This is a genomic window from Anaerobacillus sp. 63XJN7_4_ISO-PGPR-S23-413 (genome assembly GCF_056173725.1).
Genome location: NZ_CM149688.1, coordinates 2,380,177 through 2,403,910 on the forward strand (window position 1 = coordinate 2,380,177; position 23,734 = coordinate 2,403,910).

The following is a 23,734-nucleotide window of genomic DNA, read 5'->3' on the forward strand; positions in this document are numbered from 1 at the left end:
AGTTGACTTCCTGGTGATGCCAACATTCAACGCCTCCCCCTTCTCCTCCTAGTTATTAAACCACTAAAACACTTTACGCTGATATATGCGAATAGAGAGAAGCCAAGAAAAGCCATATAAAACTACAACATAGATTCCTATCCCTATAAATAAGGAAGGGCTTGATGTTGTCAGGATAAGGTGAACGACCTGCCTAATCCGATCATGTAAATTCGGAATTAGGAAATTAATTGTCAGTAAATAAAGACCAAATAATCCAATAAAGCCCACGTAAAGATATTGGGTCTTAAATTGATAACTAAACGGCAATAAAAAAGAGGCTGTTGTGAGAACAATCGTGAACATGAGCAGAAAGTCCTTCCATAAGGTGAATTCACCGTGAAAAACAAGTTTTCCAACTAATAACGCCAGCGCCACCATACATGTAAACAATACGAAGACCACATACTTCGAACCAACGATTTGTTTCCTAGTGTACGGTAAAGAGTTTAGAAACATATGTATGTTCGATTTCTCATCCAAAAAGATAGCACTCATAAAGATCGAGAGGCAGAATATAAGTCCTGGATAGATAATTGAAGAAACCCCAAGAGCTGAATATCCACATAACATTAGCATAAGAAGCGCCAACAAGTTCTTTTGCATCACAATATCTTTACGAACTAAGTTGAGCATGTGATGGTTCCCCCTTCTTCGTAAAAAACATAATATCTTCAAGCGTCGGTTTTTCAATAAGGACCGTTTCCCCGAACATCTCTTCCACCTCGCATTTATGATCGGTTAAAGCCACAAACCCAAATGATGATTTCTGAATGGCTACAAATGCTCCTTCAGTTTCCTGATCAAGTAGCTCAAGTCCGCCTTTGACAATGGCATACTCCTCGCTTATTTCATTAAGATCCTTCGTAAAGATATGTTCACCGTTATGAATAAAGGTAATATAATCCGCAATCGTATCTAAATCTGTTGTGATATGAGTTGAGAAGAAAATCGTCTTTTCTCCATCCATCATCAGTTGTTGCAGAATCTCAAGCAGCTCTCTTCTGAAAATTGGGTCGAGTCCTGATGTGGGCTCATCCATTATAATGAGCTCTGCATGGTGGGATAAAGCGAAGGCTAAAGAAGCTTTCATCATCATGCCTTTAGAAAAAGTTTTGATCGGCTTTTTAAGTGGAAGTTGAAAGGTTTTTACATACTTATAAAACAGATCATCATCCCACATATTGTACGCCCTTTTAACTATATCCTTCATTTGAGCTAAAGTAAGTTGTTCATAGAAGACGTTTTCATCGTAAACAAAACCGATTCGCTGTTTAATTTCTTTCTCTCGTTCCTTATAAGATGACCCAAACACAGATACATTCCCACTATCTGGCTCGAGTAAGTTCATCATCATCTTAATCGTAGTGGACTTCCCAACCCCGTTTCCACCGATAAATCCATGCACAAACCCTTTTTTAACGGTCAGCGAAAAATTCTTCAGTGTAAATCCATCAAATGATTTAGTCACATTGTTCAGTTCTACCACAGGTTCCATTATTCTTCCTCCCTGTACAAAATAGTAAGCAATTCCTGTAACTCAGTAAGTGGAAGACCAATATCTTTGCTGTTTTGTACCGCTGCTGATAGCTGCTCTTCAATCCCTCTCATCTTACCTTCCTTAATCATCTCGTCATTTTGATCCGACACAAATGAACCTCTTCCTACAACGGAAAAAATAAAACCGTCCTTCTCAAGCTCTTCATAGGCCCGTTTAGTCGTAATGAGACTGACGTTCAACTCTTTCGCCAACTGTCGCATTGATGGCAGTAAATATCCCACCTTAACTTCATTAGAGAGAATCTGATTTTTGATTTGGTTGTAGATTTGTACATACATGGATTGTTTCTCTCGATTTGAAAGTATAATTTTCATTCCATAACCTTCCTTAAATTGTATATAAGTCATTATATATAATATATACAATATACACAATGATTTCATGTAAAAATAATTGTTAGGTAAGAGGGTATTTTTCAATTAGTGTGAAATTGACTCTTTTACCTTATTCAATAAAGTATCCTCATTCAAATGGAAGAAAATATTGAGTCCATCCTTGAGTTGAAATATAAAAAAATGCCAGGTTTCAAAAGTCATATAACTCTTCAATAGCATTGGCTTAATTTTTCTGAATATCTAATCATTACCAATTACCCAGACCGTTTAAGAGAACTCAACCTTTTCTTCAACAAAAAGAAGCCTATCTTATTACAGATAAGCTCCGAGATAGAGGAATAACCAAAGATCATTTCTCCTTCTTTAATAAATGTCCCCGTTGAAGAATAGCGTAAACACTTAGCTCAATATTAATAACAATTAACACTTAGGGAAAAATAACGTCACTAGAACTTTTAAGAGGGGCGTGTACGATATTAAAACGTTTGTAGTATTCTCTTTATTAACATCTTTTTGGTTACAATTAACAGCCATAGATGTTGAAGCAAATTATACTAATGAACAATTTGAAAATTCCTTATATGATATTGGCTTTAAAGAAGTGCATAAGGCTGTTGACGATGCTGAAAAGTTTTATCGAAAAAAAATCGAATTACCTGTACAATTCCCCCCCTATCACGTTTACGCATAGTTTCGGTCGATTTGATGATTTAGAGGGGGATATTAATGACGAATTAGAGATCACGTATATTAATAAAGATGCAACAAAAAATCATTATATAATTTCAATTAAACCATCCAGATATAAGCTAACTTTAAATCCTAACCTAATTGATAGGACAATTCCATTAAAAGATGGGACAAGTGCTTTATTAAGTAACAAAAAACTAGGAAGATTTATCGTTTTATTTTTTGAAGATGAAGGCTGGCAATATAGATTGAGTTTAGATAGTGCAAGTCCTGAAAAAGTATCTCCTGATATGCTTGTTGATATTGCAAATTCATTAAAATAGCCATCAAAGAGATGGCTATTTTTACTTTTTCTAACCAGTTTTTATTCCACAATCCTCCCTCCCTCTATAAAGAAAGGACAATCTTACGATTTCTCTAGTTTTCTTAGATTTTCATAGTCATTCATATTTAGTGGACATTAGAATCATGGAATTATGTTGTATTTATGTCTAATTATGGACTTTAGGAGCCTGAGAATCTATATCCTACTTCGTACAATTTTTAAATAGGATGTATGATTATTTATGATCGCACTAGAGGATGTCCACAGATCTCATGGAGGTGAACCCTCCCATGTCTCACAGAGTCAATGCTCTAAAATTCCTTCGTACAATCTTTCCATGAGGTGGATGTCAGTCATGCTGCCCGACAGGATCATTGTCCGTATTATTGTTGGTTTTACTGATTAATCCGTGCTTCAAATGTCTACTATAAAATGAGCTAGACTATAATTTATTCCGAAAAAGAAACCCTAAGCTGCTGGTTGTAAGTCGGCTAAATGAGGAATGTCACTCAACATTCTTGCTTCACTAAATTCAAATTTCTTTCTACCGATGGCGAACAAAATCCTTATGAGCTTGTTACATAAAGCAATCATAGATTGCATCTTCTTCAATGGATTATTGGTACGTCTTGTATAATACTCATGTAACGATTTAAATGCCGAGTTTTTAGCGACAAGGGGCATAGCTACTTTAAACAAAAGGGCTCTCAATTTCTTTCTGCCTCTCTTTGTAATCTTCGTCTGACCCTTGTGCTTACCTGATGTATTCTCTTTTAAGTTTAAGCCTGCGAGCTTAATAATTTGGCGTGGATGAGAATAATAGCTAAGGTCTCTGACCTCTGCGAAGAAGCCAACAACAGTGTCCCTTCCAATGCCCGTGATACCAAGCATTTGGTCCACACCTGGGATATGTTCAAATAGGGAATCCATATTGGATTCAACTTTTTCGAACTTTTGTTTGATCAAGTCATACTTGTCTAACAGTGTTTGAATCTCTAGTTTAGCCATTTCAGCACCTTGTCGTATGCCTATCGAAAGATTGGCTACTTGTTTTAACTCCTGCATCTTTCCTAAGCCTACGCCGCGTTTAACAGCTTGTCTAAGATGCACCATTAACTCTTCATCAGAGAGGTTCACTAACTCATATGGCATTAAATTTAACTTCAATATTTGTAGCGCTGCTTTGCCTTCCCAGTCCTTAAAAACCGTTAAAAATTCAGGGAAATACCGGTCAATCCAGTTATGAATTTGACCTTGTACGACTTGAAGATCAACAGATAAGAGATCACGAATTTTCCTAGCCCCGCAGAGTTCTGCATACACTCCTTGTGGAATATTTGGTTCAGCGTATCTCCCATCCTTTACTAGTTGTGCAATGACCTTCGCATCTTTTATATCATTCTTCGTAGGTGAATTATCATCTAACTCTTTCGATTTCTTCACGTGTGAAGGATTTACTACAACGAATTTAATATTATGTTCTTTAAGAAAATGGGCTAAATTGAGCCAGTAATGTCCTGTAGGCTCCATGCCTATCAACACTTGGTTCATTTGATGATCATTCAAAAGACTTTGAATCCACTCTAACAATCTCTCAAAACCATTTTTGGTGTTCTCAATCGGAAGCGATGTTCCAAACTCAACACCTCTATAATCTTGAGCACGCGCTACATGGTTGAATTTCGCAATATCAACACCTACAATTAACGTTTGATAAGTAATTTGAGCGAGTTTGTTATTTTGGTTATAATTCATTGTATAAGCTTCCTGGTATTCTGTTTTTATGCTGGCCAGCTAAAACAATCATACCAAGGGGCTTGTTTTATTCTCAAATAGCATTTTACTTCATAACAGGAATGCTGCCCGATTGTCGAACATCACTCAATTACTATCCAACGCTAAAATTAACATATTTTGGATTTTTTCTCCGCCATACTCAGTACTTTTCTATCTTATTCATTTTAATCAAACCAAAGATTCAATTCGTATCATACACACTGATTCGAAATCATCAACAGTAATTGTTATGTAACTAAGGGGTCTAATTATTTAGGTTTATACATAAATTTATTATTTTGATTTGGTTCGGGAACGGTTCAATCAAACCTCTATTACCTATCTTTAGTCTATCGTCTTAATACCCTTACACTCCAAAAAAAGAAAGCGTTATCACTAAAGATAATTATGGTAATATATAGTTAAAACGAAATGGGGGACGTTATGAGCACGGTTGTTACACCTGAAAAGCACGTTAAGATCCAGAGAAGGAAGTGGCCATATTATCTACTTGGGGGAATTTCACTTTTACTGATCATTGCTATCGCTATAAGCTTCTGGTTTGTTCAAAGAACAGCTCCTGAGACAAAGGGGGAAATGATCCTATCAGGCTTGGAGGAATCTGTATCCATTTATCGAGATGATTCAGGTATTCCTCATATTGAAGCCTCTTCTACTAAAGATCTATTTATGGCTCAGGGATTCGTCACAGCTCAGGACCGCATGTTTCAAATGGACTTAAGTCGTCGGCAAGCTTCTGGAACTCTCAGTGAAGTCATTGGTGAATCGACAATTGATAAGGACAAATTCTTTCGAACGCTTGGTTTAAGAAGAGCTGCAGAAGATTCATTTAATGCCTACTCTCAAGAAGCGAAACAAATTCTTCAATGGTATGCTGATGGTGTGAATGCCTATATGACTCAAGCAAAAGAAGAAAACTCATTATCGCTTGAATTTACACTTGCGGGTTATGAGCCTAATGAGTGGGATCCAATCGATTCTCTTACAATCGGAAAATATATGGCTTTTGATCTAGGAGGACATTGGGAAGGTCAAGCCTTTCGTTATTATCTTCTGCAGAATTTCTCAGAAGAAGAAGCCGTGGACTTGTTCCCAAGTTACCCTGAAGAAGGCTCAACTGTGATTCAAGAAATCAAGGAAAGTAACCTTGATATGTCAAAAAGCTTTGCGAAATCAGTAATCCCAGATCAATATAATGGGAGTAACAATTGGGTCGTTTCTGGAGATAAAACCGCTTCGGGACAACCGCTTCTAGCCAATGATCCTCACCTGGGTCTTGGTACCCCACCGATATGGTATGAAACTCACTTAAATTCACCTGAATATAATGTAAGTGGCGTTATCTTTGCTGGTGTGCCAGGTATTATCGTTGGACGAAATGACTCCATTTCCTGGGGCGTTACCAATGTTGGTCCTGATGTTCAAGATCTTTATATTGAGAAAAGAAATCCAGATAATCCTACTGAATTTCAATATAATGATGAATGGGAGAAAGCAGAAGTTATTGATGAAAGCATTCCTGTAAAAGAAAGTGAACCTCTTCCATATGAAGTCGTTATTACACGCCACGGCCCGATTCTCTCTGAATTTGCTTATGACGACCAACCAGATACTGCATTGTCTTTAAGATGGACAGCCCTTGACCCATCTAGGGAGCTTGAGGCCGTTCTAATGATGGATAAAGCATCTAACTGGGAAGAATTCAAAAGTGCCTTAACCTCTTTTCATACACCCGCTCAGAATTTCGTTTTTGCTTCTACTGACGGCACGATTGCCTACCGGGCGAATGGATTAATTCCTATTCGCAAAAATGGTGACAGCATGGTGCCAGTCCCTGGATGGAACGATGAATATGAATGGGAAGGTTATATCCCATGGGAAGATCTCCCAACAATTGTTAATCCTGAAGAAGGCTTCATTTCTACTGCAAATAATAAAATCACAACAGAAGACTACCCCTATCACATTACACATACATGGGCACAACCGTATCGTCAAGATCGCATTCGAGAAGTTTTGCTTGAAAGCGATGAACTTGAACCAAAAGACATGATGGCGCTACAAAATGATTTCGTGAATTTACAGGGAAAAGAATTTACTCCTCTTCTCATAAAGGAACTTAACAGTGAAAACTTAACTTCAGTTGAAAAAGAAGCGCTATCTGTTCTTAATGAATGGAATTATATTGATGGTAGAGATGAAGCTGCTCCCCTACTCTTTCATCTCTGGTTAGTAGAAATGGAGAAAGTTCTATTTGAGGGAGAAATTGAAAAAGAAATGATGCCGCTTTTTGATGGTAAAAGCCAGGTGGTTGACCAGCTCATAAGACGAGCTGCAAGCGGGGATGAAGGGCCATGGATAAAGAAGTCTGGAGGATTTACATCCGTAGTCACTGAATCTTATCAGGCTGCAGTTTCGAGAGCAGTTGATTTACAAGGGCGTACACCAGAAAAATGGGCATGGGGTACGTTCCATTCGGTTCCATTTGAACACCCGCTAGGTGCGATTAAACCGTTAAACCTCCTGTTTAACCCTGATGTAAATGCAATGGGTGGCAGCCGCGTTACGGTAGGTGCTGCTGGGTGGAACACGACAACTGGACTTGTAACCCATGGTGCACCATGGAGAGGCGTTACTGATTTATCAAATATCCAAACAAGCTACAATGTCATTTCACCAGGTCAGTCCGGCTACGTTTTTAGTAAGTGGTATGATAATCAAATTACGGATTGGGTTGAAGGAGAATATCATGAAACAAAGATGAATGATTACGAAGAAAATGCTCAGCACCTCATTCTAAAACCATAACAAAAGGCTCTCTCAGTCAATGAGAGAGCCTTTTGGCATTCTTACTTTACAGAAACGGTCCAATTCTGCGTATCTTCTAATTTTCCAGTTTGAATTCCTGTGATTGTATCATAAAGCTTTTGAGACAGTTCCCCAATTTCATGATCATTGATGACCATTTTCTTACCAGCCCAGTTTAATTCACCTACAGGGGAGATAACAGCGGCCGTTCCTGTTCCAAATGCTTCTTCGAGCTGCCCTTTTTGAGATAGCTCATACAGCTCTTCAATGGAAACTTTTCTTTCAGTAACAGGGATATCCCATTTCTTTAACAATTCAATAACCGACATTCTCGTAATGCCGTGGAGAATGCTACCGTTTAATTCAGGTGTCACAACTTCCCCATTGATTTTAAAGAAGATGTTCATGCTTCCCACTTCTTCGATGTAACGCTTCTCTACCCCGTCCAACCAGAGAACATCAGCATTTCCATCTTTATATGCTTTCGCTTGCGCTTGATATGCAGATGAGTAGTTACCAGCCGTTTTGGCCATACCCGTTCCACCTTTAACAGCTCTTGTAAATTTATCCTCTACGCTAATTTTCACTGGAGTTAACCCTCCTGAGAAATACGACCCTACTGGTGAGAGAATAATCATCAATTTGTATGTGTGGGAAGGGGCAACAGATAGATTCGGTTCCGTTGCAATAATATAAGGACGTACATAAAGAGACGTTCCAGGTGTTGAAGGAACCCAATCTTGCTCCAAGCTAATTAATTCCTTAAGATAGCCCATTACACGCTCTTCATCAATATGTGGAATGCTTAAACGTTCACTTGAAAGGTTCAGTCTCTGTAAATTTTTTTCAGGTCTAAACAATAAAATTCGATTATCAGCACGATAGGCTTTTAACCCTTCAAAAACGGTTTGACCGTAATGAAAAATCATTGCAGCAGGATCAAGAGTGATTGGCTCATATGGAATGATGCGAGGTTCATACCACCCTTTTTCAGTTTCATAATCCATTACAAACATGTGATCTGTGAACGTTCTTCCAAAAGGAATTTGATCCTTCTCAGGCTTCGCTTTCAAATTAGTGCTTTTCACAATTTCTAAATCTGTACTCATGGCCAGGACTCCTTACTCTCTTGAAAGTGGTTATGATAATGAATTCATACTCCTTCCACATGAAGGCAGTAGATTAACTATTCATCTATTGTACTGCCAAACTCTACTGAATTAAAGCTTTATAGTGCAGAAAGGTAAAAAAATTCAGTTTTTAACACCTATCTCTATCATTTCATACAAATTCTAGATTTCAGGTCCTACTGGTCAACATTTGAAGCACACTTTTTTCACTTTTTACTGTAAGCGATTTCGAGTGAACAGTAACAATGTTTTTAACCAATATAACAACCAGTTCAGGTAACGCCTTTTAATATTTGCTATTGCAAGAGAGGCGATTTTTATGTAAATTAGTCAAGTATGTTTATTAGGAGGTCTCATCATGAATCAAACACAAAATACTCAACGCGTGCAAATGGTTACAGCTGATCCATCCGCTATTGGATTATTCGGTCTTGCTATGGTAACGCTTGTTGCATCATCAGCCAAGCTTGGTTGGACAGATGGCGTCTCATTTGTACTCCCTTGGGCGATTTTTCTAGGGGGCATTGCACAGCTGATCGCTAGTTTTCTAGATGCAAAGCACAATAATACATTTGGTACGACAGCCTTCGCAGCTTTTGGACTGTTTTGGCTTGGAGTAGGAACGTCATGGTTAATCGAATTCGGTGTTTTTGGAGACGCTGCAGCTGCCGCTGTGGATCCAAAGCAATTAGGCATTGCATACATCGGCTATTTGATCTTCAGTGTCTTCATGACAGTTGGAGCTATGGAAACTCATAAAGTACTTTTCTTTATTTTTGTCTTTATTGATTTCTTATTTATCGGACTCACATTTTCCACTTTAGGTATTTTCCCTGAAGGCATGCACTTCTTAGCCGCCATTGCTGAGTTCTGCATTGCGATTTTAAGCTTCTATGGCTCAGCTGCGAGTGTTTTGAATACTCACTTTGGCAAAGTCACACTCCCGATTGGCAAACCATTCGGTATTTTCAAACAAGCTTAGTATCACGTAAAGAGACAGATGAATCTAGATTCATCTGTCTCTTTTATAATTTATAAAGATTTATGAAGATCATGGAGCCTTTGAATTGCCTTAATGCGAATCAAGTTCTAATCAAATGAGTTGTATCACCTATCTCCTTCACTGCGAACTTCCCCCATATCACGCTTATATATTTCAACCATAATATCATTATGTAAACTTAATTAGTGATTAACTATAAAAACACTCTTTAATCTCTTTTCAACTCAGCCAGATTAAGTGAATTGATTCTCTCCAAATCATTTTAATACAACATGTAGATCATATATTTTCAATTAATTGTGAAATGCTAAAATGAAATACAAGGCTAACCTCGTATCTCCCATTAAAATTCATTATCCTTATTTACTCAACTGTTTAATATGATTGATGATATAATTTATCTCAGCTAATTTTTGAAAAGGTTCTGTATTTTCGACAATCGAAAAATCTAAATTCCTATTTTTTATGTTCGTAAGACCCAATCACCTTTGAAGATTAGTTCATATACAATTCAGAAAAATTCAATTTTATTAGCCCTCTTATCATCAAGTAAAAACGCCCTTACCTAAGTAAGGACGCTTTTTGATTATGCCGAATGATTTTGTGTTAATTCATCACTTAGTTTTGTTCTCATAGCCATTCGCCCACGATGTAGACGAGACTTCACTGCCCCCGGTGATAGCTGCAGTTTATATGCTATTTCACTTTCCTTTAAATGATCATAGTAGTGAAGTTTCATCACCACTCTTAATCTCGGGGATAACAAATGGATCTTTTTTTTCACAGATTCTTCAAAAAGAAGAATCTCACAGTCTTCTTCTACGTTACAATCGTGATCCGCTTGATTCATGAGAGTATCTTCCGTATTAAACAGAGTCACTTTTTTTTGCTTTCTTAATTGATCAATCGATTTTCGAGCGGCAATAGTTGAAAGCCAGGATCCTAGCTTCCTTTCACTTTGCACTTCGTCTAATCGATCATACGCCTTTAAAAAGGTTTCTTGAAGCACATCTTCGGCAAGTCCGTGATCTTTCAAGACTCTTAATGCAGTATAGTAAACGCGGTTATAGTGTTTTGTAAAGATGTCATTAAAACAAATTGTTCTCGAGTCTATCATTGTTGTTGGTCCTTAAAGTAATCTTGCACAAAGCCTGGAGCATTTGAAGAATCAAAGGTTAACACTTCATAATACCCACCTTTTATATCCTCATAATGAATGCCAACTAAATAATCCCCTTCCTCTTCTTCTTTGCTGCTTAATAATATCATTTCGATTTGCTTCTTATCCTTTATCTCAAAAGGTTCAACGGACTCATTCTCTACAATTTGATCATAAGCTTCTCTCGGGTATTGATTTTGTGCTTCATCCCATGGATAAATGCTTACATGATCGATTTCACCTTCGTCAATAAATGCATCCTCATAGAAGCCTTCTTCTTTCAACCAATTAACAGTATTTTTATAGGAATTATAGATCGAATTGTCTTGCGCATAGTAGTATTCCTCTTTCCAATCGGAACCTTCTCTTACTTCAGATACACGAGATCGAATCCCTTTTGGATGAATCAATTGATCATAGGATAAACTGTAAATGTCCTCTCTTACATGTTGATAGAATTCTTGAATTTGAAGCGGATCAAGTATGGAAACTTCTTTATTGACGGGCCCTCCCGGTTGAAGAGTGACTTTTTGAATTTTTGAAGGGTCACTATTTAAGACAGGGTAAGTTAATTCTTTGTATTCCTTAGTTTCCATTACACGTTTAAGGGTTTCCTGGACGTTCTTTCGATCGACTTGATATGAACGTTGCACGCGATCACCGTTTTTTAATTCATAAGAGATGAAATACATCATTCCTGTAGAATTAAACTGATCGTTCTGGTTAATCATCTCTTTTTGTAATTGTATAACTGCATTAATTGCACCTTCTGATTCTATTAAATCAGGTGAAGTATTTTCGATATGTTCTTCTAACTGATAGATATTGTCACCTATATAAACATTTTTAATTTCACTCGTTTCTGGAACGTAACTTTCATAGTTTAACCAGAACAATGGCAAAATCCCTATAATTAAACCAGCTGTTGCTCCGTAAACGAACAAGCCTTTAAAGTGCTTCCAGTGAAACACACGCCAGCTTTTATCTAACACCATTGAAGAAAGGAAATATCCGACGATCCCACCTATAACGTACCCAAAAATCAACCACGATAACATTAGTTGAGTTTCTCCAAAATAGGTACCACCGACTAGAGCAAAGCAAAAGGTCATTCCAAACTGAAAGACTGGCTTTAACACGTTAATGGCAATCGTCTGTGTAGCTACTTCTAATGGACGTTTCTTATAGATAGCTTTTCCACCAAAGTAGAATACTATTGAAGCGATAAAATAGATACCCAACATTATATACTGAACGGGGAGATACCCCTCCTGTGGGTCATTAGGGTAATATTGAAAAACGTTGACAAGGGGTGAATAGTTACCTACCGTATGATCGATTACCACCAAGTCTGAAAAACCAGCAATAAAGAAGCTAAGATGTACCGCTACAAGAACATAAATTCCTGCCGGAAGAAGCAGAAGGATATAAGTCAAAACAGCTTGAACGGTTGATAATCCAGTTAATGTACCAGCAAAGACACAAATCATAAACGTTAGAATGCTTACAATGATCATCATCAACGTCCAATAACCAAGCTGGCTAATTGAATAAAAAGCTGACACGTCAGTAAACAAAAAGAACATGAATAGAATAAGACTAGTCAACAAAATAGGCGCAATGAGCAAAATCACTCCTGATAAAGCGTGATGGCGAAATAAATGCTCTCTGCTAATTGGTAAACTGTGAATAAAGTCTGAAGCACCTTTCACGTGAATGTAACGAAAAAGAAATACAGCCATTAAAACGGGCATAAGAAATAGCAGCATAAATTGTATTTCAAACATAAATATCGGATCAAAAAGCCCAGCTCCGCTTGCTTCTATCCTATATTCATCGTTAAACGCCATGAGTAATTGGAGCGGCAAAGTAAAGGCAAGACCACAAAAGAACAAAATACTAATCCAACCAACATTTCTAAAATCTCTTTTGAACATTTCTCTTCTAAACAAGGACGTTTTCGATAGCATATCCAACACCCTCCATTTCATAGATGAATATTTCTTCTAATGTAAGTGGTAATCGATCCATTAAGACTGGACCAATTTTCTCGATTTCAGTCATCACTTTCTTTTCTTCTCCTTTTACGATCAAGAGAATAACACTTCCCCGTTTTTCCTTATAGAGAATATCAAGATCGCTAGAAGTCAAATCGTGTTCTCCTGAATCTTTAAATGCGACTTGAACTTTATGTACGTCTTCCTTTAATGCATCTAAATCACGTTCAAGAAGAATTTCACCATGGTGAAGAATCCCGACATGATCACAAATCTCCTCAACTTCTCTTAAATTATGTGACGAGAGCAACACAGACATTTCTCTTTCAGCCACATCCTGAATGATCATGCTTCTTACTTTTTTTCTCATAACCGCATCCAAACCATCAAAAGGCTCATCTAAAATAAGCACATCCGGCTTAACTGACATAGATAAGATGAAAGCCACTTGTCTTTGAAGACCTTTAGAAAACTGACTTACTTTCTTGTTCTCATCGAGCTTAAACAAATTCGTTAGATTTGTGTAGCGCTCCTCATCCCACTGTTCATATAAACTAGCGTAATAATTGGCTAGCTGCCTCATTGTATATTGTGGTAAAAAATAGAGGGCATCTGGAATAAACACCACTCGTTGCTTCGTAGAGACATTTTCATAAATGGGATGGTCCAGTACGAGAATTTCTCCTGAATCTTGTCTCAGAATACCGGCAATCATTCGCATGAGTGTTGTTTTTCCTGCGCCATTTGAACCAAGCAAACCATATATTGATCCAGGCTGCACTGCAAAACTAACTTGATGGATGATTTTGTTAGTCCCAAAAGACTTTTCAACACCGTTTACTTCAATCATCCTTTTTCCCCCCTTCAATTTCAGTTAATAGTGACTCAATTTCCTCTACTGTCATTCCAAGATAAATGGCTTCAGCTAGTAGCTTCTTTAACTGATCTCGCACGTTTTTTAGCTCCTCACTCTCAAGTTTTTTTGAAGGATTAACAAAACTCCCCTTCCCTTTCACTGAATAAATGTATCCTTGAGACTCAAGCTCTCTATATGCCTTTTGGATGGTATTCGGATTAATTGTCAGCTGATGCGCAAGTTCACGGACAGAAGGAAGTTTCTCATCGTCTTTCATAACATCTTTAATGATCAGCTGCTTCAAACGATCAACTAACTGTTCATAGATCGGCTTTCGACTTCTAAAGTCCAATTCAAACATCAATTCACCTCCACTCTCACTAGCTATAACTGTATTAACTGTATTAATATATGTAGTACAGTTAAAGTATATCGAAAGCCAATTGATTTGAGAAGTCTTTTTTTGTAATTTTTTCTATTAATGATCAAAAATGACTTTATCAAAATAAAAATAAGCCGTATCTCAATTCCATATTTGGGAATGAGTTACGGCTATTAGTTAGTTTTCAATAGACTCCCTTGTCTAAAGGTTTATGTAAATTCGCAAATAAATCAGAACATTTTCTTTCCAAGATATTATTTACGCAAAATCTTTTCCATCGCTTTTCCTTTTGCTAACTCATCGATCATCTTATCCAAATAGCGAATTTCCTGCATAGTTGGTTCTTCAATGTTTTCTACTCGCACACCACAGACCACTCCTTTGATCATCTTGCGTGAAGGATTCATTTGGGGAGCTTCCATAAAGAAGGTCTCAAAGTCTGTCTTTTTTTCTAATTGAGTTTCAAATTCATTTTGGCTATACCCTGTCAACCAACGAATGATTTCGTCCACTTCTGCTTTTGTACGCCCCTTTTTTTCCGCTTTCGTCACATAATGGGGATAGACGCTTGAGAAGCTCATTGTATAAATTTTATGTTTTGTCATAAAAAGGCCTCCTTTGATTACTAAAGTAAAGATTTGCAACGGCTTACCTATTCGTCTTCACATCATACTGTCCCTGAACCTTTAATGTTATGCAATTTAATCAGTCAACGTACCCTGATGAAAAATCATTTTCCACGTTCCATTATTGTTTCTCCATATAGAACTTCTTAAGGTCTTTTGTGATCTTGTTTTATCATGGATGCGATATGTTGCAAGAACGGCAGCCTCTGATAAAAAGCGTATCTCGAATTCACTTAGAATCATTTCTCTATTGGAAAGACCATTATTGTAATCCCCCTCTTTATGCCACACTTTCCCTGAACTTCCAAACTCAAAGAAATCATCTGCAAGTATCTGATTTAATCTATCTGGATGAGAACGTACTTCAGGCTTTAATAGTTCTTCTTCTAATTTCATTAAATGATGTTTTAACTCTATTTCATCGATGATAATTACTCCCACTTTTTACTTATTCATCCATATTATACTCTTTAAAAACGACAGAACGTGATATTCTTCACGAAATTATTGATGTAAGCGGTTAAGTATGAGGCTATGCATTGAAATTCGCTCAAGGATAATTTAACCTATTAGAGTAGGTATAAAAGATGACTGGATGATAGACACTTTATAGGGAAAAATAAACAGAGTGAAGTCCAACTTTTCTTCTATCTCTTGATTAGTAACTTCGTTTCTAATCAGGTATAAAAATACCTTAACATGGTTTTGCCTTACTATATAACAAATAAGCGTAACTGCTTACAAGAAGGAGAAGTGACTATGTCAGAATCAATCACAACCGAAACAGGCGAAAAACGCGTCCCTACTCAAGACGAACGCGAACTGCTTGATCAGCTTTTGGATCCTAAAGTTCAAGAGTCACTAAGCGTGCTTGTAAAGGAACTTCCTAAAGTAACGGAACTTGTTAATATGATGTCTAAATCATATGATACGGTCCAAGGTCTTGCAACAGATGATGTATTGAAGAATGATACAGTAGAATTTATGTCTGAAATCCTTCATCCTGTTACAAACTCCGTAAAAGACGTGGCAGCAAATGCAATTGAAGCAAAAGATGAAGCTGAAAAGAGCTCAGAAGTTATTGGGTTATTTGGTCTTTTAAAAATGTTGAAGGATCCTCAAGCTCAGAAGCTTTTCAGATTCGTGAATGCTTATCTTAAAGTTTCAGGAGAAAAAAGTAACCAAAAATAATACTGATCTGCTAGAAATGGAGGAACAATCATGTCAAAACAAATAGTCATTTTGGGCGCAGGTTATGGTGGGCTTCTTTCTGCTTTATCCGTACGTCAATACTTAAATGAATCAGAAGCTACTGTTACATTAATTAATAAAACACCTACTCATCAAATCATTACAGAGTTGCACCGTCTAGCTGCTGGTAACATCTCAACGGAAGCTGCGGCACTTCCACTGGATAAGTTATTAAAAGGAAATGACATTAATCTTAAAGTAGCATCGGTTGATTCATTTTCTGTTGATAATAAAGAAGTTAAGTTATCTGATGGCTCTACACTTTCTTACGACGCATTAGTCGTAGCACTAGGTAGTAAAACAGCGTACTTCGGTATCCCAGGACTTGAAGAAAACAGCATGGTACTGAAATCGGCTGAAGATGCAAACCGCATCCACGCTCATGTTGAAGAACGCATCAAGAGCTTTGCAGCATCAGGTGACGAAGCAGATGCTACAATCCTCATCGGCGGTGGCGGTCTTACAGGGACTGAACTCGTAGGAGAACTAGCTGATGAAACACCAAAGCTTGCTCGTAAATATGGCGTAGATCCTGCCAAGATCAAATTGAAGCTTGTTGAAGCGATGCCTAAAATTCTTCCAATGCTTCCTGATGAGTTAATCAACCGAGCGATGACTAGCCTTGAAAAACGCGGCGTTGAATTCCTAACAAACCTTCCTGTAACGAATGTAGAAGGAAATGTCGTGGAATTGAAAGATGGCCAAAAGATTGTTACAAACACATTTGTTTGGACAGGCGGCGTTCAAGGTAATCCACTTGTTGGAGAATGCGGTATCGAAGTCAATCGAGGCCGTGCAACAGTGAACAATTACCTGCAATCCACTTCTCATGAGGATGTATTCGTTGCTGGTGACAGTGCCGTTTACTTCAAACCAGGTGACGAACGTCCACAGCCTCCAACTGCTCAAATCGCTTGGCAAATGGGTGACCTTATTGGTTACAACTTGTATGCTTACCTTTATGACAAAGACTACAAAGAATTCGAACCAGTTAACTCTGGAACATTAGCAAGTCTTGGTCGTAAGGATGCCGTTGCTCAAATCGGTGGCAACGCAACATCCCTTAAAGGCCTTCCTGCATCTGTGATGAAAGAAGCAAGTAACGTCCGTTACCTTTCACACATTAAAGGATTGTTTGCATTAGCATATTAGGATATTGAATATGATTAAGGGTACTGTGTAGATAACACAGTACCCTTTTTTTAGTGCCTTATCTATTTAATAAGGCCATTCTATTCAAAAAAACACAAACAAAGCAGTCATAAAAGCAGAGAACGATTTCCTTCTAAAATCGCTCTTACTTCTTCATTAACTTCTAACTTTTGCTATAGCGCTATTCTCCTAAACGTATCTTCACCATACGATCATCCTCTTTAACCGGGTCTCCCCGACCATCTTTATTGTTTGTTATCGCAAATAATGTGTCCTCGTCCAATAATAAGGAGCGAACTCGTCCAATATCTTCTGTCTCCACAGTAGTACCCTGGCCCTTCAGTTCAAACGACCGAATTTCCTCGCCTCTTAAGCAAGCAACGTAAAGTTTGTCATCTTGAAAAACCATTCCTGACGGAGCCCATGTATCATCTCCAGAGTGATAGAGCGGCTGCACCATGCCATCAGCAATTTCATCTCCTTCAATCACTGGCCACCCATAATTGTTTCCTGCTTCAATTTGATTGATTTCATCATGAGCAGACTGCCCATGCTCTGAACTAAAAAGCTGTCCTTCTTCATTCCACGCAAGACCCTGAGGGTTTCGATGTCCATAAGAATAAACATAAGAATCATTAAATGGATTATCTTCTGGTACGTTTCCTTCTAAATCCATACGTAAAATTTTGCCTGCTAAACTACCTTTATCCTGTGCAAGCTCCGGTTCTCCAGCATCACCTGTTGTGATATAAAGCATATCGTCTGGTCCGATTTTCAGTCTTCCTCCGTTATGAAACTGAGAGCCAGGAATATTCGCTAGAAGCTCATCCGTTTCTTCCCAGGTGCTTTCTATAAGTTCAACCTTCACGACCCTATTCAGAGTCTTCTCACCTTCTACATAAGTGTGGTAGAGAAACGCAATTTGGGACTGAGGAAAATCTTCAGCTAGTGCCATCCCCAAAAGCCCGCCCTCACCTTCACTATGCACAGGTTTAGTAAGGTGGATCGTTTGTCTTTTCAGGGAATTATCGAATTTCGCTACCTTACCTGCTCGTTCTGTGAGATAAAACGTTTCTTCTGTTTGGACGATCTCCCATGGAACATTTAAATTTTCAATATAGGCTGACTCTCTTTTAATCTCCTCATCTGCACCATCGCTAGAACTTGAGTTTGGATCATTACTTGAGCAGGCTGTTACGAGGAGTAACGCACAAAGCACACCCCCTATTTTCACCATGTCTTCCTCCATTTCATCCAGATCTTATTTTAAACAGTGCTACTCACAAATCATGAGTACATTTCCATCAAGATCTTTAAAATTAAACCAATGACCATTCTCAATATCAGTGATAAGCTCAATTCTTTTTTCTTTCATAAAAGAAAAAGCGACTTCAATGTCTTTCGTATTGAAATGAAGAGGTGGAGTTTTATAAAGGTTATGCTCAGAATAAATTTTGCTATCCAATACAAGGCGGTTACCTTTCATTGGCACGACATACAAATGTCCTGCTACTATGTCGCCATGGGCAGGAATCCCTAGTAAATCACAATACCAATTTTTTGCATTTTCAATATTTTTTACGGGAATAAAAACAGCACCAATTTCATTTAAAATCGGATTCATTTGAATGACCTTCCCTCCCAAATTAATTTTCAGTACTTACTCCTTCTTTCTTATTTGATCCGATCCTTCCAAAACCCACTAAAAATATATACACCACATTTTTGAGGAAGAAATAATAAACATGTATGATATGCTTGATTTAACAAATATCCCCATAATAAATCACTCTACAAAAAAGGAGGGGACTAGCATGAGTACCATTAAGAATATTCTCTTAATCGTTTTTTCAAGTGACCACTCTCAAAACGATCTTGCAGAGCTTCTGGTAATGCCTTTAGGACTATTTTCCCTACTATCGATTCATCATTTTTTTCATTTTGTTCCGCTAAACTGGTACTCGTTACGATCAGCTGTCATTTTCATAGCTATTTTTGCACTCTTCTATTCTTTTATAAAACTAATTAGAAAAAAACTAGGAACCAAAAACAATAAACTCTCACCTTTTGTCATTTACATGGCCTATTTTGTTGCCATCCTTGGAGGATCAGTGATCATGGCCTCATGAACAAAACCGCACTTCCCCTTTACTAACCCCTCCCAAAAAGCTCGAAGCAGTAATGCTCCGGGCTTTCACTTCAGGCATGAAGAATATCAAATCTAAAAATCTCATCCACAGCCAGTGAAGTTACCTGCGGCTGGATCAGGAAGTATTATTATTATCTCAATCATTTAATCCCTTTCCCCGTAGAATTTGCTGCATATATTTCTCGATCCTTGCTTCTCGTGTTTTGGATTGTTTAGCTTTAGAAAAGTAAAGGACATATGCTCTTTGCCTTCCTGGTGTTAAAGCTTCAAATGCAGAATGTAATGCAGGAACTTCATTGAATTTATTTTGAAGTTCTTCAGGGATTTCTATATTCTTCTTAATATTCACTTCTAAACCAGCTTTTTCAACAGCAATGGCGTTATAAATATATTCTTTCAATATGTTTTCCTTATCCACTATTTCTTCTATATGGGTGAATCTTATCTGACGGCTAGACTGTACATTTTCCGTTTGTTGAATAAGCATGTCATGCGTATCTTGTAACAAGACACCTTTAAAAAATAATAGTGCACAGTATTCTTTAAATCCATGTATTAAAACGATATTTTTTCCTTGGAATGTGTAACATGGGACCCCCCACTTCAATTCTTCAGTCAGCTCACAGTCAAGAATGATCATTCTCAATTCCTTGAATTCTTCCTGCCACTTTTTGGATTTATTGATAATGCCATCAACTTTAGGATTCATTCTACTATTTGCCATTAAAGCACTTCCTTTCGCAGTTTTTTGATCAGCCGAAAGTTTTAAATCACTATTTGCAATTGCCCCATCCATCCATTTTCAATTACAATACTTTCATATTCACTTCTAAATAATACCACAATCCTATCTATTATCTTGAGTAGATTTAGTCTCATTCACGATACCCTTCCGTATTAGATTTATCGTTCAAATACAAAAAGCAGTTCAATGTAGTTACAAATCAATCTTTGCACGCTACACTGAACTGCTTCATTTTCATGTTATCTTAAGTTTCTTGTTTAGTTATGGCTACTTCAATGTCATAATCTGCCGGGTCAAGTTCTGTTTTCGTTCCGAGCGCAAGTCTAGCTAGCTCCAAGCCGAGATACGGGCCAACTGTGAGTCCAGAAGCCCCCAGACCATTAGCAGCAAGTAAATTCTTACTACCAGGCACATAACCAAACACTGGTAAAAACCCTGGTGTGAAAGGACGGAACCCTACTTTCGCTCCTAAAAACGTACTACCCGCTAATCCAGGGGCGACGGATAGGGCTTTAGTAAAGATTTCCTGCAGTCCTCCAGCAGTCACACGCTGATCCATACCAGCTTCATTTTCATGAGTTGCCCCAACAACGACGCGTCCATCATCAAAGCTTAATAAGTACTGATCGTTAGGTGGCATCACGACTGGCCACTCATTCGTTACCGAATTATTCATTTCAAGGTGGACGATCTGAGCTTTCTGAGAAGTAACATTAAAGTGGAGGCCCATTGGAGATAAAAGCTCTTCCGCCCAGGCTCCAGCTGTCAGAATTACTTTGTCCGCTATAAAGGTCTCACTACCTACAGTAACACCAGTCACTTCGTCTTCTGACAAATAAAGCTTAGCATCACCATACATGATGGTAGCTCCGTGTTTTTCAGCTGAGCGAAGTAGCGCATTACGAAGAGCTGAACCGTTCACTCTTGCCGCGCCACTAACAAATACAGACTGGTAATCTCCAGCTATAGGGGGGAATATTTCTCTTGTTTCCTCAGAAGATAGCTTCTTGATGTCCCCGATTTCTGGTGCATCTTCTCGTCGCTTTTTAGCACGCTCGATCATTTTATCTAATTTTGTTTCATCAGTATGGAGGCTGATTGCCCCTACTTTCTTATAACCCGTTTCTGTTTCTCCATCCTTTATTAATTGGTCAATCAAGTCTGGATAATATTTTGCTCCCCCTTTAGCAAGTCGATACCAGACTTTATTCCGACGTTGGGAAAGCCATGGACAAACAATACCAGCTGCCGCTTCTGTCGCTTGTCCAGGTTCACTACGATCGATAATCGTAACGTCTATTCCTTCTTTTGCAAGATGATAAGCCGTTGAAGCTCCAAGGATACCGGAGCCGACAATAATTGTTGAATTCATATGTAACACCTTTTTCATTGATTTCGATTCTTTGTCCATTTTACATAAATTCAGTTAAGCACACAAACCGACTGTATTGACTAATATTCTTTTAATGAAAACGCACCTTTTTTCAACCTATTTCTTCAGGTGAAGTCTTTCATTATGCTAAAATAACACCATTACACGAAGAAGGAGTCTCACTATGAAAAAAACATTAGACCACATTGGAATTGCAGTCAGACGTTTAGATGAAGGAGTTCAGTTTTATACAGAAGTATTAGGTGGCAATCTTTTCGACCGTTACCGTAGTGAAGCAACAGGTGTAGAAAGCGAAATTGCCGTTATAGATCTTGATGGCAGTCGTATTGAACTACTGATGCCTACGAATAATTCCACTTCCCCAATCGCACGTTTTATGAAACAAAAAGGGAAAGGCGTCCACCATGTTGCCTATGTTGTCGATAACCTTGATGAGGCGATAAAGGAATTAGCTCAACAGAATATTCGTGTAATGGAAGATACGCGACGAGTGAACAAACACGGTAGAAGATTAATTTATTTAAATCCAGCTGATACAGAAGGAACAATCATTGAATACTGTGATTATCCTGAATCAGGTAAAACTACAATTGAATAACTGCCAGTCGAATGACAAGGATCATAAACAACAAGAATGTGAGTACAAGTAGTACATTCAATCTTGTCGGTAGGTCATTATTCCGATTATTTTTATCGCTCATATGATTTCTCCTTCCTTATATGTTAACTACGTTCAAAAAGGCGGTGCTTATGAAGCATATCTATAATCTTTTTTACTTCGGTTACTTGCAAGCCATTTCTTGTCTGTTTCCATTAATTATTTTTGTAACGCTAGCATTAAGCGAAAGAATGACGCTTTTTTTTCTACCAAGGTATGATTTTATTCTTATCGTTTGCATTTTAGCACAAATCTTCTTATTAATAACCAAATTTGAGACAATTGATGAAATGAAAGTGATTCTTGTTTTTCACATTATTGGTTTGGCACTCGAGATATATAAAGTTCATATGGGTTCCTGGTCTTATCCAGAGGAAGCTATCTTCAAAATAGCGGGCGTTCCACTGTATAGCGGATTCATGTATGCAAGTGTTGCTAGTTACATGTGCCAGGCATGGCGACGACTGAATTTACAATTAGTGATTTGGCCTACATCTTGGATGACGATCGGTTTAGGAATTGCCATCTATGGAAACTTTTTCACCCATCATTTTCTATATGATTTTCGCTGGGTGTTGAAGATCCTTGTTGTGGTTCTCTTCTTTCGAACGATGGTGTACTTTACTGTCCACCAGACAATTTACAGGATGTCTCTCCCTATATCTTTCGTACTCATTGGTTTTTTCATATGGATTGCTGAAAATATTGCGACGTTTTTCGGAGCATGGGCGTATCCAAATCAGCAAAGTGATTGGGAAATCGTACATATTGGTAAAATTAGCTCGTGGCTTTTATTAGTCATTGTGAGCTTTATGATCGTAGCTCAGTTAAAGCATACAAAATACGAAAAATTAGCTCATAACAAAAAAAAAATTAGCTCATAACAAAAATGCAGCTCTTTAAGAGAGCTGCATTTTATATTCCACTTATTTCTAAGGCAATGTTCATCTCCTGACGAACATTACCTTTTCCTATGAACTATGAATGCTACGATATGGCAATTTCCATCCATAACGGAGGGACAGCATTCTTAGAAAGACGATGGCACCAAATAAGAACATGAGCTGAGGCAGTTCTTGTGGATAACCAAGACCAATTAACAACCCTGCCATCATGGCCCACACAGCATAAACCTCTTTTTGTAAAACGGTCGGTTTCCTTCTCGCTAATAAATCACGAATAATTCCACCACCAGTTCCCGTCATGGCTGCAGCAACCATGGCAGCAATAAAAGGATGACCCATTTCTTCTGCGAATAGCGCGCCCTGAATCGCAAATGCAGCAAGCCCAATTGCATCAAAGAAGCTCCCCCACTTCTCCCAATAGTAGTTAATCCAGCTTGCAGGAAAAACAAAAATGATCAGGATTGTGCCGATCGCAATCATAATAAGCACATCCTGGTCCCAAATCGAAGCGACAGGCACCCCTATTAATAAATTCCGTATAATTCCACCACCAAATGCTGTAGCAAGTCCAAGAACAATCACACCGAGAAAATCAAACTCTTCCTCTAATGCAACGAGTGCTCCACTTGCAGCAAAGGCAATTGTACCAATGATATTTAATATTTCCCAAGTCACACCATTACGTCCTTTCACGATCTATTGAAAGTTAAAGTGTACGTCAGCTTTCATCTGTTATCAACCCTTATTTTTTGGTTAAAAGAATTAAAAAACCT

Annotated in this window: 24 protein-coding genes; 8 read left to right on the plus strand and 16 right to left on the minus strand. The window is 37.9% G+C overall.

The features are described from left to right. Positions 1–63: 63 nt before the first annotated feature. From AC0VYO_RS12560 to AC0VYO_RS12570, 3 genes are read right to left on the minus strand one after another with little or no spacing between them, the layout of a single operon-like run. Complete coding sequence (locus AC0VYO_RS12560; RefSeq protein WP_475365329.1) at positions 64–675, minus strand: ABC-2 transporter permease; 612 nt, start codon at positions 673–675, stop codon at positions 64–66. After that, complete coding sequence (locus tag AC0VYO_RS12565; RefSeq protein ID WP_430242969.1) at positions 656–1,537, minus strand: ABC transporter ATP-binding protein; 882 nt, start codon at positions 1,535–1,537, stop codon at positions 656–658. Before AC0VYO_RS12565 ends, AC0VYO_RS12560 begins: the two co-directional genes overlap by 20 nt. Further along, positions 1,537–1,914, minus strand: a complete 378-nt coding sequence (locus AC0VYO_RS12570; RefSeq protein ID WP_206894689.1) for a GntR family transcriptional regulator — start codon at positions 1,912–1,914, stop codon at positions 1,537–1,539. Before AC0VYO_RS12570 ends, AC0VYO_RS12565 begins: the two co-directional genes overlap by 1 nt. 578 nt (positions 1,915–2,492) lie before the next feature. Between AC0VYO_RS12570 and AC0VYO_RS12575 the strand changes: the two genes are divergently transcribed. Continuing rightward, positions 2,493–2,948, plus strand: a complete 456-nt coding sequence (locus AC0VYO_RS12575; protein ID WP_475367658.1) for a hypothetical protein — start codon at positions 2,493–2,495, stop codon at positions 2,946–2,948. Between the two features lie 470 nt (positions 2,949–3,418). Here the strand turns inward: AC0VYO_RS12575 and AC0VYO_RS12580 are convergent, their stop codons facing one another. Continuing rightward, positions 3,419–4,705 (minus strand): IS110 family RNA-guided transposase, encoded by a 1,287-nt coding sequence (locus AC0VYO_RS12580; RefSeq protein WP_475365330.1) that lies wholly within the window; start codon positions 4,703–4,705, stop codon positions 3,419–3,421. A 465-nt stretch (positions 4,706–5,170) separates the two neighbouring features. On the opposite strand from AC0VYO_RS12580, the gene AC0VYO_RS12585 reads away from it, so the two are divergent. Then, complete coding sequence (locus AC0VYO_RS12585) at positions 5,171–7,555, plus strand: penicillin acylase family protein (protein WP_475365331.1); 2,385 nt, start codon at positions 5,171–5,173, stop codon at positions 7,553–7,555. A gap of 41 nt (positions 7,556–7,596) precedes the next feature. Here AC0VYO_RS12585 and AC0VYO_RS12590 read toward each other — a convergent pair whose 3' ends face one another. After that, on the minus strand, positions 7,597–8,664 hold the full coding sequence (locus AC0VYO_RS12590; protein WP_475365332.1) for a branched-chain amino acid aminotransferase: 1,068 nt from the start codon (positions 8,662–8,664) through the stop codon (positions 7,597–7,599). Positions 8,665–9,043: 379 nt separating this feature from the next. Between AC0VYO_RS12590 and AC0VYO_RS12595 the strand changes: the two genes are divergently transcribed. After that, positions 9,044–9,667: an acetate uptake transporter gene (locus AC0VYO_RS12595; RefSeq protein WP_255622575.1), complete on the plus strand. Its 624-nt coding sequence runs from the start codon at positions 9,044–9,046 to the stop codon at positions 9,665–9,667. 607 nt (positions 9,668–10,274) lie between these two features. On the opposite strand, the gene AC0VYO_RS12600 is transcribed toward AC0VYO_RS12595, so the two are convergent. From AC0VYO_RS12600 to AC0VYO_RS12625, 6 genes are all read right to left on the minus strand, one after another. Beyond that, positions 10,275–10,805: an RNA polymerase sigma factor gene (locus AC0VYO_RS12600; protein ID WP_475365333.1), complete on the minus strand. Its 531-nt coding sequence runs from the start codon at positions 10,803–10,805 to the stop codon at positions 10,275–10,277. Beyond that, a complete protein-coding gene (locus AC0VYO_RS12605; RefSeq protein WP_475365334.1) occupies positions 10,802–12,817 on the minus strand; it encodes a DUF6449 domain-containing protein in 2,016 nt (671 codons plus the stop codon). The genes AC0VYO_RS12600 and AC0VYO_RS12605 overlap by 4 nt, the downstream gene beginning before the upstream one ends. Next, a complete protein-coding gene (locus AC0VYO_RS12610) occupies positions 12,792–13,694 on the minus strand; it encodes an ABC transporter ATP-binding protein (protein ID WP_430242983.1) in 903 nt (300 codons plus the stop codon). The genes AC0VYO_RS12605 and AC0VYO_RS12610 overlap by 26 nt, the downstream gene beginning before the upstream one ends. Then, positions 13,687–14,061 carry a GntR family transcriptional regulator gene (locus AC0VYO_RS12615; RefSeq protein WP_194221853.1) on the minus strand — a complete coding sequence of 125 codons (375 nt, stop codon included), beginning with the start codon at positions 14,059–14,061 and terminating at the stop codon, positions 13,687–13,689. The genes AC0VYO_RS12610 and AC0VYO_RS12615 overlap by 8 nt, the downstream gene beginning before the upstream one ends. 275 nt (positions 14,062–14,336) lie before the next feature. Further along, a complete protein-coding gene (locus AC0VYO_RS12620) occupies positions 14,337–14,687 on the minus strand; it encodes a DUF2200 domain-containing protein (RefSeq protein WP_475365335.1) in 351 nt (116 codons plus the stop codon). Positions 14,688–14,783: 96 nt separating this feature from the next. Next, positions 14,784–15,149, minus strand: a complete 366-nt coding sequence (locus tag AC0VYO_RS12625) for a nuclear transport factor 2 family protein (protein WP_475365336.1) — start codon at positions 15,147–15,149, stop codon at positions 14,784–14,786. A gap of 318 nt (positions 15,150–15,467) precedes the next feature. On the opposite strand from AC0VYO_RS12625, the gene AC0VYO_RS12630 reads away from it, so the two are divergent. Next, positions 15,468–15,899: a helical membrane plugin domain-containing protein gene (locus AC0VYO_RS12630; RefSeq protein WP_430242989.1), complete on the plus strand. Its 432-nt coding sequence runs from the start codon at positions 15,468–15,470 to the stop codon at positions 15,897–15,899. 30 nt (positions 15,900–15,929) lie between these two features. Beyond that, positions 15,930–17,111, plus strand: coding sequence for an NAD(P)/FAD-dependent oxidoreductase (locus AC0VYO_RS12635; protein WP_283154090.1), 1,182 nt, complete (start codon positions 15,930–15,932; stop codon positions 17,109–17,111). Positions 17,112–17,292: 181 nt separating this feature from the next. On the opposite strand, the gene AC0VYO_RS12640 is transcribed toward AC0VYO_RS12635, so the two are convergent. Next, a complete protein-coding gene (locus tag AC0VYO_RS12640) occupies positions 17,293–18,348 on the minus strand; it encodes a PQQ-dependent sugar dehydrogenase (RefSeq protein ID WP_475367659.1) in 1,056 nt (351 codons plus the stop codon). A gap of 39 nt (positions 18,349–18,387) precedes the next feature. Continuing rightward, entirely contained in the window at positions 18,388–18,735 is a 348-nt protein-coding gene (locus tag AC0VYO_RS12645; protein ID WP_475365340.1) for a VOC family protein, read from the minus strand. Between the two features lie 190 nt (positions 18,736–18,925). Between AC0VYO_RS12645 and AC0VYO_RS12650 the strand changes: the two genes are divergently transcribed. Further along, positions 18,926–19,240 (plus strand): hypothetical protein, encoded by a 315-nt coding sequence (locus AC0VYO_RS12650; RefSeq protein ID WP_475367660.1) that lies wholly within the window; start codon positions 18,926–18,928, stop codon positions 19,238–19,240. Positions 19,241–19,396: 156 nt separating this feature from the next. Here the strand turns inward: AC0VYO_RS12650 and AC0VYO_RS12655 are convergent, their stop codons facing one another. Next, positions 19,397–19,984: a YdeI/OmpD-associated family protein gene (locus AC0VYO_RS12655; protein WP_475369061.1), complete on the minus strand. Its 588-nt coding sequence runs from the start codon at positions 19,982–19,984 to the stop codon at positions 19,397–19,399. Between the two features lie 265 nt (positions 19,985–20,249). Next, a complete protein-coding gene (locus AC0VYO_RS12660; protein WP_475367661.1) occupies positions 20,250–21,377 on the minus strand; it encodes an NAD(P)/FAD-dependent oxidoreductase in 1,128 nt (375 codons plus the stop codon). Between the two features lie 184 nt (positions 21,378–21,561). Here AC0VYO_RS12660 and AC0VYO_RS12665 point away from each other — a divergent pair, with 184 nt between their 5' ends. Both AC0VYO_RS12665 and AC0VYO_RS12670 read left to right on the plus strand, forming a co-directional pair. Then, complete coding sequence (locus AC0VYO_RS12665; protein WP_475367662.1) at positions 21,562–21,996, plus strand: VOC family protein; 435 nt, start codon at positions 21,562–21,564, stop codon at positions 21,994–21,996. Positions 21,997–22,148: 152 nt separating this feature from the next. Beyond that, positions 22,149–22,940, plus strand: coding sequence for a DUF817 domain-containing protein (locus AC0VYO_RS12670; protein ID WP_475367663.1), 792 nt, complete (start codon positions 22,149–22,151; stop codon positions 22,938–22,940). 87 nt (positions 22,941–23,027) lie between these two features. Here AC0VYO_RS12670 and AC0VYO_RS12675 read toward each other — a convergent pair whose 3' ends face one another. Then, positions 23,028–23,636: a trimeric intracellular cation channel family protein gene (locus AC0VYO_RS12675; RefSeq protein ID WP_194221863.1), complete on the minus strand. Its 609-nt coding sequence runs from the start codon at positions 23,634–23,636 to the stop codon at positions 23,028–23,030. Positions 23,637–23,734 lie beyond the last annotated feature (98 nt).

Excerpts from the sequence above, each read along its gene's own strand:
- AC0VYO_RS12610 (WP_430242983.1), bottom strand. The coding sequence starts at position 13,694 with ATGATTGAAGTAAACGGTGTTGAAAAGTCTTTTGGGACTAACAAAATC.
- AC0VYO_RS12590 (WP_475365332.1), bottom strand. The coding sequence starts at position 8,664 with ATGAGTACAGATTTAGAAATTGTGAAAAGCACTAATTTGAAAGCGAAG.
- AC0VYO_RS12560 (WP_475365329.1), bottom strand. The coding sequence starts at position 675 with ATGCTCAACTTAGTTCGTAAAGATATTGTGATGCAAAAGAACTTGTTG.
- AC0VYO_RS12575 (WP_475367658.1), top strand. The coding sequence starts at position 2,493 with ATGAACAATTTGAAAATTCCTTATATGATATTGGCTTTAAAGAAGTGC.
- AC0VYO_RS12655 (WP_475369061.1), bottom strand. The coding sequence starts at position 19,984 with ATGGCAAATAGTAGAATGAATCCTAAAGTTGATGGCATTATCAATAAA.
- AC0VYO_RS12635 (WP_283154090.1), top strand. The coding sequence starts at position 15,930 with ATGTCAAAACAAATAGTCATTTTGGGCGCAGGTTATGGTGGGCTTCTT.
- AC0VYO_RS12670 (WP_475367663.1), top strand. The coding sequence starts at position 22,149 with ATGAAGCATATCTATAATCTTTTTTACTTCGGTTACTTGCAAGCCATT.
- AC0VYO_RS12595 (WP_255622575.1), top strand. The coding sequence starts at position 9,044 with ATGAATCAAACACAAAATACTCAACGCGTGCAAATGGTTACAGCTGAT.
- AC0VYO_RS12665 (WP_475367662.1), top strand. The coding sequence starts at position 21,562 with ATGAAAAAAACATTAGACCACATTGGAATTGCAGTCAGACGTTTAGAT.
- AC0VYO_RS12600 (WP_475365333.1), bottom strand. The coding sequence starts at position 10,805 with ATGATAGACTCGAGAACAATTTGTTTTAATGACATCTTTACAAAACAC.
- AC0VYO_RS12580 (WP_475365330.1), bottom strand. The coding sequence starts at position 4,705 with ATGAATTATAACCAAAATAACAAACTCGCTCAAATTACTTATCAAACG.
- AC0VYO_RS12570 (WP_206894689.1), bottom strand. The coding sequence starts at position 1,914 with ATGAAAATTATACTTTCAAATCGAGAGAAACAATCCATGTATGTACAA.
- AC0VYO_RS12615 (WP_194221853.1), bottom strand. The coding sequence starts at position 14,061 with ATGTTTGAATTGGACTTTAGAAGTCGAAAGCCGATCTATGAACAGTTA.
- AC0VYO_RS12630 (WP_430242989.1), top strand. The coding sequence starts at position 15,468 with ATGTCAGAATCAATCACAACCGAAACAGGCGAAAAACGCGTCCCTACT.
- AC0VYO_RS12645 (WP_475365340.1), bottom strand. The coding sequence starts at position 18,735 with ATGAATCCGATTTTAAATGAAATTGGTGCTGTTTTTATTCCCGTAAAA.
- AC0VYO_RS12650 (WP_475367660.1), top strand. The coding sequence starts at position 18,926 with ATGAGTACCATTAAGAATATTCTCTTAATCGTTTTTTCAAGTGACCAC.
- AC0VYO_RS12620 (WP_475365335.1), bottom strand. The coding sequence starts at position 14,687 with ATGACAAAACATAAAATTTATACAATGAGCTTCTCAAGCGTCTATCCC.
- AC0VYO_RS12565 (WP_430242969.1), bottom strand. The coding sequence starts at position 1,537 with ATGGAACCTGTGGTAGAACTGAACAATGTGACTAAATCATTTGATGGA.
- AC0VYO_RS12585 (WP_475365331.1), top strand. The coding sequence starts at position 5,171 with ATGAGCACGGTTGTTACACCTGAAAAGCACGTTAAGATCCAGAGAAGG.
- AC0VYO_RS12660 (WP_475367661.1), bottom strand. The coding sequence starts at position 21,377 with ATGAATTCAACAATTATTGTCGGCTCCGGTATCCTTGGAGCTTCAACG.
- AC0VYO_RS12605 (WP_475365334.1), bottom strand. The coding sequence starts at position 12,817 with ATGCTATCGAAAACGTCCTTGTTTAGAAGAGAAATGTTCAAAAGAGAT.
- AC0VYO_RS12640 (WP_475367659.1), bottom strand. The coding sequence starts at position 18,348 with ATGGTGAAAATAGGGGGTGTGCTTTGTGCGTTACTCCTCGTAACAGCC.